Here is an 18,831-nt window from a genome sequence, read left to right as displayed (position 1 = left end):
CAATAACAAATGAATCAGCGTCCTTACACTATGGATACGCTGCTTGGCATTATGGCTAAGTTGCGAGATCCCGAAGTTGGTTGCCCATGGGATCAACAACAGCACTGGCAAAGCATAGTGCCGCACACAATAGAAGAAACCTATGAGCTGGTTGATGCGATTAATCAGGCGATAGAAAGCAAAGATTTTTCAGAAGTAAAACTAGAATTGGGTGATGTGCTTTTTCAAGTGGTTTTTTATGCCCAGTTTGGCCAAGAGCAAGGAAGCTTTAACTTTGCTGAAGTGGTTGATGGTATATGTGAGAAGCTGATCCGCCGCCACCCCCATGTGTTTACTGAGCAAGCCTTTGCCGATGAAGCTGCCATAAAAGCCAATTGGGAAGCTGAAAAAGCCAAAGAGCGCGCGGGTAAATCGGCTAGCAAGGCGAGTGTGTTAGACGATGTGCCTATGGCATTACCTGCATTAAGCCGTGCACAAAAGCTACAAAAACGCTGTGCTCACGTAGGGTTTGACTGGCCAAGTGTTGAGCCAGTCATTGATAAAGTGAAAGAGGAACTTGAAGAAGTTCAAGAGGCTATCGCCTCTCAACAATCCCAAGGTGTAGCCGAGGAAATCGGTGATTTGTTGTTTTCTTGCGTAAATTTAGCTCGCACCTGTGATTTTGATGCGGAAGACTTATTGCGCCAAGCCAACCAGAAATTTTCTAATCGATTCAGAGGAGTAGAGGCTCGAGCGGCTGAAAGTGGCAAAGATCTTAAGCAGATGAGCCTTGAAGAGATGGATGCGCTTTGGGATAAAGTGAAAGAAAATTACAAAAATTGATTTACAACAAAACCACTAAATCTTAGTCTTGATACAGTGACATTGATTGTGGTGTTAAAGAGGCTTTGCTATACTATGCCCCCGTCCAAGTATCGCAGATACGCCCTTAACACATCCAACTTCTCAGGTTAGACATGACAACAAAGTACATTTTCGTCACTGGAGGCGTAGTATCCTCCTTGGGTAAAGGTATTGCCGCTGCATCATTGGCTGCTATCCTCGAAGCTCGTGGTCTTAAAGTGACCATTATGAAGCTTGACCCGTACATCAACGTTGACCCCGGCACGATGAGTCCGATCCAACACGGCGAAGTATTTGTGACCGAAGACGGCGCTGAAACTGACCTAGATTTAGGTCACTACGAGCGTTTCATTCGTAACAAAATGACTAAGCGTAACAACTTCACAACGGGTCGGGTTTATGAAGATGTACTACGTAAAGAACGTCGTGGCGATTACTTAGGCGCGACTATTCAGGTTATTCCTCACATCACCAATGCCATTAAAGAGCGCATTGTAGCGGGTGGCGAGGGCGTAGATGTTGCCATTGTAGAAATTGGTGGCACGGTGGGTGACATTGAGTCACAACCTTTCCTAGAAGCAATTCGTCAGTTGGGTACTGAAATTGGCCGCGAGCGCGCCATGTACATGCACTTAACCTTAGTGCCATATCTTGGTGCTGCTGGCGAAGTGAAAACTAAACCGACTCAGCATTCGGTGAAAGAGTTGCGTTCTATTGGTATTCAGCCAGACATTCTTATTTGTCGTAGCGACCGCGCTATTCCGGCTAATGAACGCGCTAAAATTGCGTTATTTACTAACGTGCCAGACCGCGCAGTTATCTCACTGAAAGACGTAGACAGTATTTACAAAATTCCTGCGTTACTTAAATCACAAGGCTTAGACGCGTTAGTGATTGAACGTTTTGGGGTTGAATGCCCAGAAGCTGATCTAAGTGAATGGGAACAAGTGATTTATGAAGAAGCCAATCCAACCAATGAAGTGGTTATTGGTATGGTGGGTAAATATGTTGAGCTTCCCGACGCTTATAAATCAGTCAATGAAGCGCTTAAACATGCCGGCCTTAAAAATCGCTTAAGCATTAAAATTCAATATGTAGACTCCCAAGATCTTGAAGTAAAAGGCACCGATGTTCTGCAACATCTCGATGCTATTTTGGTTCCAGGTGGTTTTGGCGAGCGCGGCGTTGAAGGTAAAATTTTGGCCGCCCAATATGCCCGTGAAAACAAAGTGCCTTATTTAGGTATTTGTTTAGGCATGCAAGTGGCGTTGATTGAATACGCACGTAACGTAGCTGGCCTGAAAGGTGCGCACTCTAGTGAGTTTGACGCTAAGTCTAAATATCCGGTAGTAGGTTTAATCACCGAATGGATTGATGAAGACGGGAAAGTAGAAACACGTGATGTAGATTCAGACTTAGGCGGTACTATGCGTCTTGGTTCACAACTATGTCACCTAACTAAAGGCTCTAAAGTAGCTGACTTGTACGGTAGTGTAGAGATTTACGAACGCCACCGTCACCGCTACGAAGTGAACAACACGATATTGCCTAAGATTACTGCAAAGGGCTTGCAAGTAACGGGTCTTTCGTCAGATAAAAAGTTAGTAGAAATAATAGAAAACCCAGCTCACCCTTGGTTTGTTGCTGCTCAGTTCCACCCTGAGTTCACCTCAACCCCTCGCGATGGACACCCATTGTTTGAAGGGTTTGTGAAGGCTGCTGGTGAATTTAATAAAGCTCGCTAGAATCAATTAGCGGGTAACGTTTTTTAGAGAGTTAGAAGTTCATTTATATAGAGGAAATTAGTAATGTCTAATATCGTAAAAGTACTTGGTCGCGAAATCATGGATTCACGCGGTAACCCAACTGTAGAAGCTGAAGTTCATCTTGCTGATGGTTCTATCGGTATGGCTGCTGCTCCTTCAGGTGCATCAACGGGTTCTCGTGAAGCCCTAGAATTACGTGACGGCGATAAAGCTCGTTACTTAGGTAAAGGCGTATTAAAAGCAGTTGAAGCTGTAAACGGCCCAATCGCTGAAGCGCTAGCCGGTAAAGATGCATTGGCTCAAGCTGCTCTTGACCAAATCATGATCGACCTAGATGGCACAGAAAACAAAGCTAAGTTTGGCGCAAACGCTATCCTAGCTGTATCTCTAGCTGCTGCTAAAGCTGCTGCTATTTCTAAGAAAGTACCACTATACGCTCACATTGCTGACCTAAACGGTACTTCTGGTGTTTACTCAATGCCTCTTCCAATGATGAACATCATCAACGGTGGTGAGCACGCAGATAACTCTGTAGACATCCAAGAATTTATGATTCAACCTGTTGGCGCTGCTAACTTCCGTGAAGGCCTACGTATGGGCGCTGAAGTTTTCCATAGCCTAGCTAAAGTTCTTAAAGCTGGCGGTCACTCAACTGCTGTTGGTGATGAAGGTGGTTTCGCTCCAAACCTAGAGTCTAACGAAGCGGCTCTTGCTGCTATTAAAGTTGCTGTTGCAAACGCTGGCTACGAGCTAGGAAAAGACATCACTTTAGCGATGGATTGTGCTGCATCTGAGTTTTACGACAAAGAAGCAAACATCTACGACCTTAAAGGCGAAGGTAAAAAATTCACTTCAGAAGAGTTCAACGTATTCCTACAAGAACTTACTGAACAGTACCCAATCGTTTCTATCGAAGATGGTCTTGATGAGTCTGACTGGGATGGTTTCGCACACCAAACCAAACTAATGGGTGATAAAATCCAATTAGTTGGTGACGATTTGTTCGTAACTAACACTAAGATCCTTAAGCGCGGTATCGACAACGGTATTGCTAACTCTATCCTAATTAAATTCAACCAAATCGGTTCTTTAACTGAAACTTTGGCTGCAATTAAAATGGCGAAAGACGCTGGCTTCACTGTTGTTATCTCTCACCGTTCAGGCGAGACTGAAGACGCAACTATCGCTGACCTAGCTGTTGGTACTGCTGCTGGCCAAATCAAAACAGGTTCATTGAGCCGTTCTGATCGTGTTGCTAAGTACAACCAATTGCTACGTATCGAAGAAGCTTTAGGTTCAAAAGCACCTTACAACGGTCTTAAAGAAGTTAAAGGTCAGTAATTCTTTTTGAATTAAGCCTATAGCTTTATAAAATCCTCGCTTTGGCGGGGATTTTTTTTGCCTTGGATTTAGATAAATCATACAACGCTTATGGAGTAACAATCGGCTTTATGGGATTATCTCTGTCAGGGAGGAACCATGCGTTCGTTTAAAATTTTACTGATACTGATTGTTTTGCTTTTACAGTACCAATTATGGTTTGGCAAAAACTCATTAAATGACTATTTTGCTTTGCGTGATGAAGTGGCAAAACATGCGGTTGCTAACCAAGATCTTGGTCAGCGCAATGCAGTGTTGGTTGCAGAAATCGCCGATTTGCGTAGCGGCTTAGATGCCGTGGAAGAGCAGGCGCGTAACGAACTAGGAATGATTAAAGAGGGTGAAACCTTTTACCGAATTATTCCTTCCTCAGAACTTGAATAATGGTTGACTCCGAGTATCACTAATAAATGATTTCTTCTATTAAGCAATATACTGCATTGCTACCAGCAGCGGGTATTGGTAGTCGCATGCGAGCAAGTATCCCAAAACAGTATTTGCCTTTGGGTGAGAAAACAATTCTTGAAACAACCGCTGCTGCTTTTCTTAGTCACCCTGCTATCGCGAAGGTGATTGTAGTTCTCCATCCAAATGATCGTTGGTTTAAAGACTTATCAATTGCCTGTTCTTCACGCATTCAAACAGTTGAAGGTGGTGATGAACGAGCAGACTCTGTACTTGCAGGTCTACAAACCATTAATGAAGATGAGTGGGTATTGGTACACGATGCAGCACGGCCTTGTATTACTCATCAAGACATTAGTTTACTTATTGCAAGTTGCGAGCAACATCAGCATGGCGGCATATTAGCCAACCCGGTGCGCGATACCATGAAGCGAAGCGCTGATGGTAAAGTTGAACACACAGTGTCACGAGAGCAACTTTGGCATGCCTTAACGCCACAAATGTTTTTGGTTCAATCGCTAAAACAAAACATCAGCAATGCTATGGCTGCTGGTGAAAAAGTCACTGATGAAGCGTCTGCTATGGAATGGGCGGAACAGCCAGTGAGTATTATTGAAGGTCGTAGTGACAACATTAAAGTGACTTGCCCTGAAGATTTGGCCTTAGCCAAGTGGTATTTAAGTCAGCAACAACAAAAAGAGGTAGTAGGGTGAGTATTCGCATTGGGCACGGTTTTGATGTACATAAATTCGGTGGACAAGGGCCGCTGGTAGTTGCTGGCGTGGCAATTCCTTATGAGCAGGGATTCATTGCTCACTCTGATGGCGATGTTGCCTTACATGCTTTGTGTGATGCTTTGTTAGGCGCGCTAGCGTTAGGTGATATAGGACATCATTTTCCTGATAATGACCAAGCGTATGCGGGGATAGATTCCCGCATTTTGTTACGCCGAGTAGTCGAACAAATTACTCAGCGAGGTTATAAGTTAGCCAACCTCGATTTAACTATTGTTGCCCAAGCCCCAAAAATGGCACCGCACATTGAAGCAATGCGCCTCAATATTGCCGAAGATTTACATGTCAGCATTAGCCAAGTAAACGTGAAAGCCACTACCACTGAAAAACTTGGTTTTGAAGGGCGTAAAGAAGGGATATCGAGTCATGCGGTTGTGTTATTGGAGAGTATTTAAATGAGTGATTATTTAACGCTAATTTCGCAACTTAATTACCTGCATGGTAAACCGAGCTGTAGTGGTTTGCTCAAACAACAAGCCATAGATTTTAAAGTTGATGAAGTACTGCCGTTCGAGTTCAGTGACGACGGCGAGCATATGTTGGTGAAGATTGAAAAAACTGGCGAAAACACCTCTTGGGTAGCAAAAATGCTAGCAGAAGCCTGCCAAGTAAACCCCAATGTTATTAGCTATGCAGGCCTAAAAGATCGCCATGCGGTCACCACCCAATGGTTTAGTATTCAAATACCGGGAAAGGACAATGTTGCGTTATCTGAAGAGTTAGGCGAAGGCGTTAGAGTGCTTGCAACCGCAAGGCACAACCGCAAACTCAAGCGTGGTTCTTTGTCGGGAAATAATTTTGTGATTCGCCTACGAGACGTTTCGGATATTGAGCAAGCGTTAGAACGAGCAAGTAAAGTTGCCGAATCTGGTGTACCTAACTACTTTGGCTCTCAACGATTTGGCCGTGGTGCCAGCAATATAGATAATGCCTTAAACATGTTTGCTGGCAAACGAATTCGTAGCCGAGAAAAACGCAGTATGTATTTATCTGCCGCGCGCAGTTTGGTTTTCAATCATGCTATTAGCCAACGCATTGAGCAGCAGTTGTTCACTCAGGTACTCAATGGGGATGTGATGAAGTTTGCTACGAGCAATGCACACTTTGTAGCCAATCAAGTTGACCAAGGTATTGTAGAGCGTTATTTGCAAGGCGAAATAGAATTGTCTGCCCCAATGGTTGGAAAGGGTGAGCTAGCCAGCCAAGACAAAGCCTTAGAGTTCGAGAGCTCCGTGTTAGCGGCCTATCCAGAAATAGTCTCAGGCCTAGCAGATGCTGGCTTAAAAATGGAGCGGCGCGCATTAGCTCTTCGTCCAAAAGACTTTTCATTTAAAGCCGAGGGTAATGATTTAGTGTTGAGTTTCTTTTTAAGCGCCGGCAATTACGCCACAAGTATTTTGCGTGAAATTGTTAATTGTGAAGGCGAAGGCAATGACCATATTAGTGAGTAACGATGACGGCGTATACGCGCCGGGTATTGTATGTTTGGCTCAAGCGTTAAAGCAGATTTCACCAGTATTAACCGTTGCCCCCGATAGAAACTGCAGCGGCGCGAGTAACTCTTTAACCCTTGAAGATCCGCTGCGGATTGTTTATCTCGATGAAAATACCATCTCAGTAAAAGGCACGCCAACCGATTGTGTTCACTTAGCGATTAATGAGTTAGTGGATGAGTTACCAGAAATAGTTGTTGCTGGGATCAATGCAGGTGCTAATTTAGGTGATGATGTACTCTACTCGGGAACTGTTGCTGCGGCCATGGAAGGGCGTAATTTAGGGCTTCCTGCTATTGCAGTGTCTTTGGTGGGGCGAGAGGGCAAACACTATGACAGCGCCGCTAGCGTAACCTTAAAGTTGTTGGAGCAGTTGCGCGAGCATGCGCTTCCAAGCAATCAAATTCTTAATGTGAACGTTCCTGATTTACCTTTAACAGAAATCAAAGGCTTTAAGGTAACGCGATTAGGCAGTCGTCATCGCGCAGAGGTCATGGTGAAACAACAAGATCCTAGAGGCCACGATATTTATTGGCTGGGTCCTCCGGGTGAAATGCAAGATGCCGGCGAAGGAACCGACTTTGCGGCAGTCGCCGCAGGCTATGTTTCTATCACACCACTAACGATAGATATGACAGCACACAGCTTTATTGGCAAACTAGATACTTGGATCAAGGATTGGGAGGCAAGGTAATGCAATTTGGCGAAAGCCCGAATAGTTTGAAATTGGTTAATCAACTGCGTCAACACGGAATTCAACATACCGCTGTGTTAAACGCCATCGCTAAATTGCCACGACAGTATTTCATTGATGAAGCCTTAGCCCATCAAGCCTGGGATAACACTGCTCTGCCAATAGGTCAGGGGCAAACGCTATCTCAGCCTTACATTGTGGCTAAAATGACAGAAATACTGTTGCAAACTAACCCTAAGAAAGTTCTAGAAATTGGTACCGGTTCAGGTTACCAAACAGCGGTATTAGCATCGCTGGTTGACCAAGTCTATTCTGTTGAACGTATTAAAACCCTTCAGTTTCAAGCTAAAAGACGCTTAAAATTGTTGGATTTACATAATGTTGCAACAAAACATGGCGATGGTTGGAAAGGCTGGTCAAGCAAAGGTCCGTTTGATGCCATCATCGTTACTGCTGCAGCAGCTGCTATTCCAGAGGCGCTTGTTGCGCAGTTAAGTGTTGGCGGCCGAATGATTATTCCAGTGGGTGAGCAACAGCAACAACAGACACTTGTCCAAATCGAAAAGCAAGCACAAGGTTTTACTCAACACAATTTAGAGCCTGTGCGTTTTGTTCCTTTAATTAATGGTGAATTAGCGTGAAAATTTTTAGTGCCTTATACGACAAAGTGATGACTTGGTCTGAGCATCGCCATGCCGTTCGATATTTGTCGGGCATGAGTTTTATCGAATCTATTTTTTGGCCGATCCCCGTTGACGTAATGTTAGCGCCCATGGCTTTATCACGTCCAAACAGAGCCTGGCGTTTTGCTATGCTTGCCACTATTTTCTCGGTACTCGGTGCCGCTTTAGGTTATGCGCTCGGCCAGTTTTTTTATGAGCCAGTGGTAGAGCCACTGATTCAGTCGGTAGGTTATCAACACAAAATGGATGTCGCATTTGAATGGTTTGAAAAGTGGGGCGTATTAGTTATTTTTGTCGCCAGCTTTACGCCAGTGCCTTATAAAGTGTTTACCTTGACTGCAGGTATTCTAAACATGGCATTTATTCCTTTCATTCTGATTTCTTTGGTCGGTAGAGGATTACGCTTTTACTTGGTTGCTGGTTTAATGAAGTGGGGCGGCGCCAAAATGGAAGCTCAATTACGTAAGTATGTTGAAATTCTTGGTTGGGCAGTTGTTGTGTTAGCAGTAGTGGCTTATTTGCTACTGCGTTAACTGAATGGTTTATCTGCGTTATGTTTGCCTCATATTAGCCATTAGCTTACTGCAGGGATGTAGTCGAGAAGGTGGTCCTGCGCCAGTAACCGATGCTGGTGTGTATAACGCAGATACACGCGGCGTGTTAAACAGCTCGCAGTATAAAGTTAAAAAAGGCGAGACTTTATACTCTATTGCATGGCGAGCTGGGCTTGACCCCAAACAATTAGCAAAAAGAAATAATATTCCAGCGCCTTACACAATTTATGTCGGTCAAACTATTAATTTGAAAGCTAGCAGTGTTAAAACCAGCAAAGCTAAAACGAATAAGCATAAAACTGTGAAGCCGCAAGTTAAAGATGTTAAGAAATCGTCAAAAAAACTTGAATCAACGTCAACAAAGGCATACGCTAAAAACTCGCCTAAGATTGTAGTAAGCAGCCAAACAGGCTCAGTCAAAGGCTGGGTTTGGCCAACAAAAGGTAGAATTATCAAAGGTTTCTCTAATAAAGAGAATGGTAATAAAGGCCTTGATATTCGCGGCAGCCAAGGGCAGAAAATTGTAGCTTCAGCACCGGGTCGAGTGGTGTACGCGGGCAGCGCGTTAAGAGGTTACGGAAAACTTATAATAATAAAGCATAATGACGATTACTTAAGTGCTTATGCACATAACAGTCGTTTACGTGTAAAAGAAAAACAGCAAGTAGTAGTAGGGCAACATATCGCCGATATGGGCGATACAGGAACAACCGATACGCGATTACATTTTGAAATCCGTTTCAAAGGAAAGTCAGTAGATCCAAAGAAATATCTACCGGCACTCTAGCCTAGATTGCACATAATAATAACAGCAATCAGGTCTTGTTCAGGGAGGTTATGCTATGACCCAAGTAAAAACTGCTGTAAAACTAAAAAGTGTTTCAACTGGCGATGCTAAAAGCGCAAAGGTTGACAAAAAAGCTAACAAAGACGACATCATGCAAGCCGATGTTTCCAAGAGTTTAGATGCTACTCAGCTCTATCTTGGCGAAATTGGTTTCTCACCTTTACTTACCGCAGAAGAAGAAGTTCTGTACGCCCGACGTGCCCTTAGAGGTGACGAAGCCGCGCGTAAAAGGATGATTGAAAGTAATCTGCGCTTAGTAGTTAAAATAGCACGACGATATAACAACCGCGGCTTGGCTCTGCTGGATTTAATCGAGGAAGGGAACCTTGGTTTGATTCGCGCAGTAGAAAAGTTCGATCCAGAACGTGGTTTCCGCTTTTCAACTTATGCTACTTGGTGGATCCGCCAAACTATTGAACGAGCGATTATGAATCAGACTCGTACAATTCGTTTGCCTATTCATGTGGTTAAAGAGTTGAATGTGTATCTTCGTACTGCACGGGAACTGGCTCATCGACTAGACCACGAACCTACTGCAGAAGAAATTGCCGAAACACTGGACCGCCCAGTAGAAGATGTGACTAAAATGCTTCGTTTAAACGAGCGTATTAGCTCGGTTGATACCCCGATTGGTGGTGATAACGATAAAGCATTATTAGACATTATCTCTGATGAAAATGATCACGGCCCAGAACACAAAACCCAAGATGATGATATGAAAAATAGCATTGTTGGTTGGTTAGGCGAGCTTAATAGCAAACAACGCGAAGTATTGGCACGCCGCTTTGGGTTGTTAGGTTACGAAGCCTCTACCTTGGAAGATGTGGGCAGAGAAATTGGTTTAACTCGCGAGCGAGTAAGGCAAATTCAAGTGGAAGCATTACGCCGCTTACGTGACATACTGTCGTTACAAAATCTATCTATAGACTCACTATTTAAAGTCTAGTGATGTTATCAATTAAAAAAAGGAAGCTTAGGCTTCCTTTTTTGTTTTGTCTGTACCGTCCTAAATAAGGTTGACACATATCCAACATGAAATTGGAGAGTGTCATGAAAACAACCAGTAAACGTACCCAACGAAATTATTCTCTTGCCTTTAAATTGGCAGTGGTAGACCAAGTTGAAAAAGGCGAAATGTCTTATCGACAAGCTCAGGACTGTTATGGGATCCAAGGTCGCTCTACCGTTTTAGTTTGGCTTCGCAAACATGGTCGACTAGATTGGTCTAAAGGAATAGAGCATACGAGAATGGTAGTTACTGCTATGTCAAATTCTTCTTCGCCTCAAACCCCAGAGCAACGCATTAAAGAGCTAGAGAAGCAGCTAGAAGACTCTCAGATGAAAGCTGATTTCTTTGAAGCGGTGGTAAAAGTCATGGATAGAGACTTCGGAGTTCGGCTCTCAAAGAAGCGCAAGGCCGAGTTATTAAGGAAAAAGCGGTCCGAAAGTTAACTGTAACGAAAGCCTGTCACTTCATGGGTATTACACGGCAAGCTTTTTACAAGCGCGGTATTGCCCAGGCTCACCAAATACAAAAAGATGAGTCAGTGCTCAACTTTGTGAAAGTACAAAGAATGATGCACCCTCGTATCGGGGCTCGTAAGCTCAAGTACCTACTTGCCCAGAATGATATCGATATTGGCCGAGACCGCTTATTTTCTTTACTAAGAATGAATCGATTATTAGTTCATAATCGAAGGGCTTACCATCGAACTACAAATAGCAATCATCGTTTTTACTGCCACCCTAACCGCATAAAAGAAGGCCTAATACCAGAGAGACCAGAACAGTTATGGGTGGCTGACATCACCTACTTGGCAACGCTAAGCGGTGAAGCCTATCTCAGTCTCGTGACGGATGCTTACTCAAGAAAAATAGTGGGATATCACCTAGGTAAGGATATGAAAGCTTACACGGTCAAACAAGCATTCTTAAATGCGTTGAAGGAACGAAGGTCTATAGGGGAGCTTGTTCATCATTCGGACCGAGGTGTTCAGTATTGCTCCAGTGAATATCAAGCGATACACCGTCAGCAGAATGTATCTTGTTCGATGACAGACGGTTATGACTGTTATCAGAACGCCCTTGCGGAGAGAATAAATGGAACACTAAAGATGGAGTACTTGCTGAATAAACCTACAGACTTAAATGAGGCACGAAAAATGGTCGATGAATCGGTTAAGCTCTACAATGAATATAGGCCTCACGAGGCACTAAAATACAAAACGCCCGATGAAGTGCATCGAGCGTTTTAGTTAATCAAGTGTCAACCCATATCAGGACGGGTCAGTCGTTTAGTGCAGTTAACTATTTGCTTGTTGCTTTAAATTAAATAATAAGTCTAATGCCGCTCGTGGCGACAATTCATTTGGGTCCAAATTACGCAGTTGATCTAGTATCGGGTGTTCTTCAACACTGCCTAAGTCCATGCTTAATTGAGCTGCTAAGTCACTTTCTGGAATGCTTGGGGTATCTACCGGTGCAGGGTTAGCCGCTTCTAACTGTTTTAACTTACGTTTAGCTTGTGAAATTACAGCTTTAGGTATTCCAGCTAATGCGGCAACTTGTAAGCCGTAACTTTTACTGGCTGCCCCTTCCTGAACTTGGTGCATAAAGGCGATAGTATCTTGATGTTCCACGGCATCTAAATGAACATTAGCCACACCGTCTAGGATTTCTGGCAATTGGGTTAACTCAAAATAGTGAGTAGCAAATAGTGTTTGCGACTCTATTTTACTTAAGGCTTGTGCTACCGCCCAAGCTAAAGACATACCATCATAGGTACTGGTTCCACGGCCAATTTCGTCCATCAATACCAAACTGTTGGTTGTGGCATTATGCAAAATATTGGCGGTTTCAGTCATTTCCACCATGAAGGTAGAGCGGCCACTGGCTAAATCATCTGACGCGCCAATACGAGTGAAAATCTTATCGATGGGGCCTAGCGTTGCGCTTTCTGCTGGCACAAAACTTCCCATGAAAGCCATCAAACATATCAGTGCGGTTTGGCGCATATAGGTAGATTTACCACCCATATTTGGACCTGTTACAATCAGCAGTCTGCGCTTTTCTGCAAGCGTTACAGGGTTCGCAATAAACGGAGTGTCGTTTACGTGTTCAACCACTGGGTGTCGGCCACCCTCAATACTAATTCCCGATTGTTCACTAAAGTGAGGGCGTACATAGTTTAGGCTTTCCGCTCGCTCGGCTAAACAACACAGTACATCAAGCTGAGCTATTGCTTGAGCGCTACGCTGCATATTGCTCAAACTTGGCATGAGCAAATCCAACAGTTCCTCATATAGCCGCTTTTCTAATGCCAAAGCTTTACCTTGGCTAGAGAGCACTTTTTCCTCGTGTTCTTTAAGTTCCGCGATAATGTAGCGTTCCATATTCTTTAGCGTCTGCCTGCGAATATAGTGCTCGGGTACTTGTTCGGAATAAAGGCGGCTTACCTCAATGTAAAAACCGTGTACTTTGTTATACCCAATCTTTAGGTTGGCAATTCCGGTTTGTTCGCGTTCCCGTTGTTCTATGTCTTTTAAGAACTGAGTCGCTCCCTCGCTTAGGTCTCGCCGCTCGTCCAACTCTCGATGGTAACCTGGTGCAATCACTCCGCCATCCCTAATGAGCACAGGAGGATTATCAATTATTGCTCGCTCTAACAAGGCTAAGGTATCGGGAAACTCACCAATATTTTTAGCTATTGGCGCTAGTGCTTGTGTAGAACTTAAATAAGATTGCAGTTCTGGTAGTAAACTAAAGGCGTTACGCAACCTCGCTAAATCACGCGGTCGGGCAGAACGAAGGGCTAAGCGGGCCAATATTCGCTCAATATCGCCAATCGACTTAAGCACAGTTTGCACTAGAGGATAAAGGTCGGTTTCTAGTATTTCAGCAATGCAATCTTGGCGCGCACTCACTTGTTGCTGGTTGCTTAAAGGCTGGTGTAACCAGCGATTTAGCAAGCGGCTTCCCATGGCAGTGGAGCTGCGGTCCAATATCGAACTTAGGGTGTTTTCGTAGCCGCCAGCAAGGTTACGGGTTAACTCTAGGTTTTTACGGCTTGCGGCATCAAGTTGAATAAACTGATTTTGGCTCTCAACGATAATTGCATTGATATGCGGTAGGGCAGTGCGCTGAGTATCTTGAACATACTGCATTAAACAACCGGCTGCTGAAAGGGCTAGCGGGTATTCACTTACCCCAAACCCGTCTAAATGCCGAGTACCGAACTGCTGATTTAATACTTTTTGTGCGGTGGCTAAATCGTATTCCCATTCTCCACGACGTCGTAAACCTTTGTATGCTTGCAGCTCCGAATAAAACTCGAAGTCATCAGGGTAGAGCAGTTCCGCAGGGTTTAAGCGTTGTAGTTCGGCTTGTAGTTGTTGTTCACCGGTAAATTGATTAATCACGAATCGGCCACTGGCAATATCTAAATAAGCAAGACCAATTTGTTGTTGCTGGTTTATTACGCTGACTAACAAGTTATCTTGTTTCTCTTCCAGCAAGGCTTCGTCGCTCACCGTGCCTGGTGTGATAATTCTAACAACTTTTCTTTCCACCGGCCCTTTACTGGTAGCCGGGTCGCCAATCTGTTCGCAAATAGCGACTGATTCACCTAATTGAACCAGGCGCGATAAATAATTCTCTGCTGCGTGGTAGGGAATACCTGCCATTGGAATAGGTGTACCAGCAGACTGGCCACGTTTTGTTAAGGAAATATCCATTAACTCAGATGCGCGTTTGGCATCGTCATAAAACAATTCGTAAAAATCGCCCATTCTATAGAACAATAAAATCTCGGGATGTTGAGCCTTTAACGTTAGGTATTGGCGCATCATAGGAGTGTGTTTTTCTAGATTTGTCTCAGTCATGGGTCTTATCGAACTACTCGGTTAATGGCTAAACGAAGCAGCAAGGATAAAAGCTGTCAGCCGAATAGGCAAAACTCTTTTATGAATTTTCTGGAATAAACTTGATACTGTATGAATACCCAGTATACTACTGGTCATTAAGATAGTTAAAAGCACCTACGAGGGCGATATGGATCAGAACAAACAAAAGGCATTAGCTGCGGCCCTAGGCCAAATTGAAAAACAATTTGGTAAAGGCTCAATCATGAAGCTTGGTGACAACCGTACCATGGATATCGAAACCATTTCTACAGGTTCTTTATCCGTTGATATTGCCTTAGGCGCTGGCGGTTTGCCAATGGGTCGTGTGATTGAAATCTATGGTCCTGAAAGTTCTGGTAAAACTACTCTTACCTTAGAAGCCATTGCTCAAGCTCAAAAAGTGGGCAAGGTATGTGCGTTTGTTGATGCCGAACATGCCCTAGACCCTATTTATGCCAAAAAGCTTGGTGTAGATGTAGACAACTTATTGGTATCTCAACCTGATACTGGTGAACAAGCCCTAGAGATTACCGATATGCTAGCGCGTTCTGGTGCCGTTGACATGATTGTAATTGACTCGGTAGCAGCTTTAACGCCTAAAGCTGAAATTGAAGGGGACATGGGTGATAGCCACGTTGGCCTGCAGGCACGTTTAATGTCGCAAGCGTTACGTAAGCTAACTGGTACGCTTAAGCAAACCAACTGTATGTGTATTTTCATTAACCAAATCCGTATGAAAATTGGTGTAATGTTTGGTAATCCAGAAACTACATCTGGCGGTAATGCACTGAAGTTTTACGCATCTGTACGTTTGGATATTCGTCGCATCGGCGCGGTGAAAAGTGGCGATGAGATCGTTGGTAACGAAACTCGCGTTAAAGTGGTTAAAAATAAAATCGCTGCACCATTTAAACAAGCCGAGTTCCAAATCATGTACGGTGAAGGTTTTAACCGTTACGGCGAGTTAGTTGATTTGGGCGTAAAAGAAAAATTGGTCGACAAAGCTGGTGCTTGGTTCTCTTACAAAGGGAACAAAATCGGTCAAGGTAAGGCGAATGCTTCAAATTACTTGAAGGAGCACCCAGAAGTTGCTCAAGAGATTGAAATGACGATTCGTAACAACCTGCTTAACAACACCGAAGTTGTTGAAGAAGATACAGCTACTGAAACTCCGGCTGATCAAGAAGCATAAATTGATTAGGAGCCGAAAGGCTCCTTTTTATTATGACCAATCGTAGCGCACTTCACACCACCATCGATCTGCTCTCAAGGCGTTCATATAGTCAGCAGCAATTGTTGCAGAAATTGCGACAAAAGGACTACCAAGAAGCTGAAATCGCAGATGCGATTAACTATGCCATTGAAAATGCTTGGCTTAACGATCATAACTACGCTAGTTCTTTAACTCGCGCTAGATTAGCTCGAGGTTACGGGCGTAATTACATAAAACAATACCTGCAAAGCAAAGGCATCAATAGCGACTTAGCTAATCAGGTCCTGGCTGATCCTGAATGGGATTGGTATCAAAGCTTAACCTTATGTTTTGAGCGAAAGTTTAAACAAGGTCTCCCTTCTGACCGCGTACTTAAGCAAAAATGTACTGCATATTTATACCGCCGCGGTTTTGACTTTGAGTTAATCAATACGCTATTTAGCGAACTACAACAGCAATAAGCCCTCAACACTTTGCCTGCATGGGTCTGCGTGATATATTGTCGCGATTAATTACGGTTTCACCTATTTTAGCGCCTATCGACGAGTAACCCCGAGTTTTACCACGATGTCGAGTTGCTACAAACCCCCAGGAAATAGATTCATGAAGATGACTTCAGCTGAAGTAAGAAATGCATTTTTAAGCTTCTTTAACAGCAAAAATCACCAAATAGTTGCCAGTAGTTCGTTAGTTCCTCACGACGATCCCACCTTACTGTTTACCAATGCGGGTATGAATCAATTTAAAGATGTATTTCTAGGCATTGATAAGCGTAACTATTCACGAGCTACGACCTCTCAACGTTGTGTACGTGCCGGTGGTAAACATAACGATTTAGAAAATGTTGGCTATACCGCACGTCACCATACGTTCTTTGAAATGCTAGGTAACTTTAGCTTTGGGGATTACTTCAAAGAAGAAGCTATTGGCTACGCTTGGGAATTCTTAACTGATGTGGTCAAGTTACCTAAAGAAAAGTTGTTGGTTACGGTTTACCAAACCGATGACGAAGCGTTTGATTTATGGGCCAACAAAATCGGTGTGCCTAAAGACCGTATTATTCGTATCGGTGATAAATCTCCAGAGAAGAAGTTTGAGTCAGATAACTTTTGGCAAATGGGTGACACTGGACCGTGCGGTCCATGTACCGAGATATTCTACGACCACGGCGAACACATTTGGGGCGGACCTCCAGGAACGCCTGAAGAAGATGGCGATCGTTTCATCGAAATCTGGAACGTTGTATTCATGCAATTCAATCGTCAAGCAGACGGTAGCATGGAACCACTGCCTAACCCGTCAGTAGATACTGGTATGGGTCTAGAGCGTATTGCTGCTATTTTGCAGGGCGTGCACTCAAACTACGAAATCGATATTTTTCAGAATCTAATTGCTGCCGCGGCCAACATTATTGGTACCAGCGATTTGGAAAACAAATCACTGCGAGTAATCGCAGACCATATTCGCTCTTGTGGCTTCCTCATTGCTGATGGTGTTATGCCCGCCAACGAAGGTCGTGGTTATGTATTACGCCGGATCATCCGTCGCGCTGTTCGCCATGGCAATAAACTGGGTGCAACAGAAGGTTTCTTCTACAAACTATTACCCGCCCTAATCGCTGAAATGGGCGAGGCTTATCCTGAGCTTAGTACTCAACAACCAGTTATTGAGCGAGTCCTTAAGCTTGAGGAAGAGCAATTTGCAAAAACATTAGACCGCGGTTTAATCATTCTTGACGAAGCCTTAAATGAGCTCGAAGGTTCGGTAATTCCTGGCGACTTGGTATTTAAGCTTTATGATACTTACGGCTTCCCCGCTGACTTAACAGCAGACATCGCGCGCGAGCGTGAACTGAGTGTTGATGAAGCTGAGTTTGAAGCTGCAATGCGCGCGCAGCGAGAACGTGCCAAGCAGGCTAGCAATTTTGGCACTGACTACAACGATAACTTAATTATTGATAGCGAAACTGAGTTTTTGGGTTACCTCCACTTAGAGGCGGAAGTTAAAATCGTTGAGATGTTTAAAGACGGTGAAGCTGAATCAACCGTTCGTAGTGGAGAGCAAGCGATTATCGTTCTCGATAAAACGCCTTTTTATGCAGAGTCGGGTGGCCAAGCTGGTGACGCTGGCGAACTGATGTATGAAGGCGGCAGCTTTGTGGTGCAAGATACCATTAAAGTAGGCAAAGCTTTTGTGCATAAAGGTTATGTGCAAGGTGGAGACTTATGTTTACAAAAAGTCGTTAAGGCTAAAGTAGATTCTCGTCGACGTTGGAACACGGCGTTAAACCACTCGGTCACGCACATATTACATGCTGCATTACGCCAAACCCTAGGTGAACATGTTACTCAGAAAGGCTCACTGGTAGAAGCTCAGCGCTTACGTTTTGACTTCTCTCATTTTGAAGCTATTTCGATGAATTCAATCCGCCAAGTTGAGCATTTAGTTAACCAGCAAATTCGCCGCAATCTGCCGGTAATAACTAAAGTTATGAACCTTGATCAAGCTAAAAAAGCTGGTGCTATGGCTTTGTTTGGCGAGAAGTACGATGACGATGTTCGTGTTGTTAGCATGGGCGACTTCTCTACCGAGCTTTGTGGCGGAACCCATGTTAACCATACCGGTGACATAGGCTTCTTCAAAATTACCAGCGAAGCCGGGATTGCAGCGGGCGTTCGCCGTATTGAAGCGGTAACGGGACAGTTCGCAATAGACCTAATACACCGTATTGCTGAAGAAATGGAGAAAGCCGCCAACTTAGTGAAAGGCGACCAGTTCAGCATTGGCGAAAAAGTGATGCAGTTAGTTGACCGCAATAAGATGCTTGAAAAAGACGTCGCTCAACTAAAAGCTAAACTAGCAAGCGCCGCTAGTAATGATGCCGCAGATCAAATACAAACAATTAACGGTGTGAAAGTATTAATTGCCTTCTTAGATGGCGTTGAAGGTAAAGCCTTACGCAGTAGCGTAGATGAGCTAAAAGTGAAACTTGAGAGTGGCGTGATTTTATTGGCCACAGTAAACGATGGAAAAGTAAGCCTAGTGGCAGGTGTGACTAAAGATTTAACCTCTCGTGTTAAAGCTGGTGAAATGGTGAACATTGCCGCCCAATGTGTAGGGGGGAAAGGTGGTGGTCGCCCAGATATGGCGCAAGCAGGCGGCTCTAATCCGGATGGATTGCAAACTGCACTTGAGAAAGTGAAAGAGTGGTTAAACGAGCAGCTGTAATCAACTAGGCATTAAGTGTTAAAGAAAAAG

General features: G+C 44.0%; 17 protein-coding genes. 16 read left to right on the top strand and 1 reads right to left on the bottom strand.

From position 1 onward, the window contains the following. Positions 1–9 precede the first annotated feature (9 nt). The 13 genes from mazG (at position 10) to ACLD71_RS20600 (ending at position 11,714) form a co-directional block, all read left to right on the top strand. Positions 10–822 carry a nucleoside triphosphate pyrophosphohydrolase gene (gene mazG, locus ACLD71_RS20660; RefSeq protein WP_411991855.1) on the top strand — a complete coding sequence of 271 codons (813 nt, stop codon included), beginning with the start codon at positions 10–12 and terminating at the stop codon, positions 820–822. Positions 823–956: 134 nt separating this feature from the next. After that, on the top strand, positions 957–2,588 hold the full coding sequence (locus ACLD71_RS20655) for a CTP synthase (RefSeq protein ID WP_137671612.1): 1,632 nt from the start codon (positions 957–959) through the stop codon (positions 2,586–2,588). Positions 2,589–2,651: 63 nt separating this feature from the next. Further along, positions 2,652–3,950, top strand: coding sequence for a phosphopyruvate hydratase (gene eno / locus ACLD71_RS20650; RefSeq protein ID WP_303549770.1), 1,299 nt, complete (start codon positions 2,652–2,654; stop codon positions 3,948–3,950). Between the two features lie 138 nt (positions 3,951–4,088). Further along, positions 4,089–4,373, top strand: coding sequence for a cell division protein FtsB (gene ftsB / locus ACLD71_RS20645; RefSeq protein WP_137671610.1), 285 nt, complete (start codon positions 4,089–4,091; stop codon positions 4,371–4,373). A 26-nt stretch (positions 4,374–4,399) separates the two neighbouring features. Beyond that, positions 4,400–5,107: a 2-C-methyl-D-erythritol 4-phosphate cytidylyltransferase gene (gene ispD / locus ACLD71_RS20640; RefSeq protein WP_411991852.1), complete on the top strand. Its 708-nt coding sequence runs from the start codon at positions 4,400–4,402 to the stop codon at positions 5,105–5,107. Between the two features lie 2 nt (positions 5,108–5,109). Next, entirely contained in the window at positions 5,110–5,583 is a 474-nt protein-coding gene (gene ispF, locus ACLD71_RS20635; protein WP_411994892.1) for a 2-C-methyl-D-erythritol 2,4-cyclodiphosphate synthase, read from the top strand. Then, a complete protein-coding gene (gene truD / locus ACLD71_RS20630) occupies positions 5,584–6,639 on the top strand; it encodes a tRNA pseudouridine(13) synthase TruD (protein WP_411991850.1) in 1,056 nt (351 codons plus the stop codon). Further along, entirely contained in the window at positions 6,620–7,375 is a 756-nt protein-coding gene (gene surE, locus ACLD71_RS20625; RefSeq protein ID WP_411991848.1) for a 5'/3'-nucleotidase SurE, read from the top strand. The genes truD and surE overlap by 20 nt, the downstream gene beginning before the upstream one ends. Beyond that, positions 7,375–8,016: a protein-L-isoaspartate(D-aspartate) O-methyltransferase gene (locus ACLD71_RS20620; protein WP_201798666.1), complete on the top strand. Its 642-nt coding sequence runs from the start codon at positions 7,375–7,377 to the stop codon at positions 8,014–8,016. The genes surE and ACLD71_RS20620 overlap by 1 nt, the downstream gene beginning before the upstream one ends. Next, positions 8,013–8,591 carry a YqaA family protein gene (locus ACLD71_RS20615; protein ID WP_303511260.1) on the top strand — a complete coding sequence of 193 codons (579 nt, stop codon included), beginning with the start codon at positions 8,013–8,015 and terminating at the stop codon, positions 8,589–8,591. Before ACLD71_RS20620 ends, ACLD71_RS20615 begins: the two co-directional genes overlap by 4 nt. Before the next feature lie 4 nt (positions 8,592–8,595). After that, positions 8,596–9,399, top strand: a complete 804-nt coding sequence (locus ACLD71_RS20610) for a peptidoglycan DD-metalloendopeptidase family protein (RefSeq protein WP_411991847.1) — start codon at positions 8,596–8,598, stop codon at positions 9,397–9,399. Between the two features lie 55 nt (positions 9,400–9,454). Further along, entirely contained in the window at positions 9,455–10,405 is a 951-nt protein-coding gene (gene rpoS / locus ACLD71_RS20605; RefSeq protein WP_303511265.1) for an RNA polymerase sigma factor RpoS, read from the top strand. A 104-nt stretch (positions 10,406–10,509) separates the two neighbouring features. After that, a protein-coding gene (locus ACLD71_RS20600; protein WP_411991759.1) for an IS3 family transposase occupies positions 10,510–11,714 on the top strand; the annotation gives its coding sequence in 2 pieces (ribosomal slippage) (positions 10,510–10,897 and positions 10,897–11,714; 1,206 coding nt in all). A 48-nt stretch (positions 11,715–11,762) separates the two neighbouring features. Here the strand turns inward: ACLD71_RS20600 and mutS are convergent. Then, positions 11,763–14,348, bottom strand: coding sequence for a DNA mismatch repair protein MutS (gene mutS, locus ACLD71_RS20595; protein ID WP_411994890.1), 2,586 nt, complete (start codon positions 14,346–14,348; stop codon positions 11,763–11,765). A 160-nt stretch (positions 14,349–14,508) separates the two neighbouring features. Here mutS and recA point away from each other — a divergent pair, with 160 nt between their 5' ends. From recA to alaS, 3 genes are all read left to right on the top strand, one after another. Further along, positions 14,509–15,552: a recombinase RecA gene (gene recA / locus ACLD71_RS20590; RefSeq protein ID WP_137671600.1), complete on the top strand. Its 1,044-nt coding sequence runs from the start codon at positions 14,509–14,511 to the stop codon at positions 15,550–15,552. A 32-nt stretch (positions 15,553–15,584) separates the two neighbouring features. Beyond that, positions 15,585–16,034: a regulatory protein RecX gene (locus tag ACLD71_RS20585; protein WP_137671599.1), complete on the top strand. Its 450-nt coding sequence runs from the start codon at positions 15,585–15,587 to the stop codon at positions 16,032–16,034. 142 nt (positions 16,035–16,176) lie between these two features. Then, positions 16,177–18,801, top strand: a complete 2,625-nt coding sequence (alaS, locus tag ACLD71_RS20580; RefSeq protein WP_137671598.1) for an alanine--tRNA ligase — start codon at positions 16,177–16,179, stop codon at positions 18,799–18,801. The last annotated feature ends 30 nt before the right edge of the window (positions 18,802–18,831 follow it).

It is taken from the genome of Agarivorans sp. DSG3-1, assembly GCF_046774965.1.
Classification (GTDB): Bacteria; Pseudomonadota; Gammaproteobacteria; order Enterobacterales; family Celerinatantimonadaceae; genus Agarivorans.
Note: the sequence above shows the minus strand (reverse complement) of the source record. Positions and strands in the feature narration are given on the sequence as shown.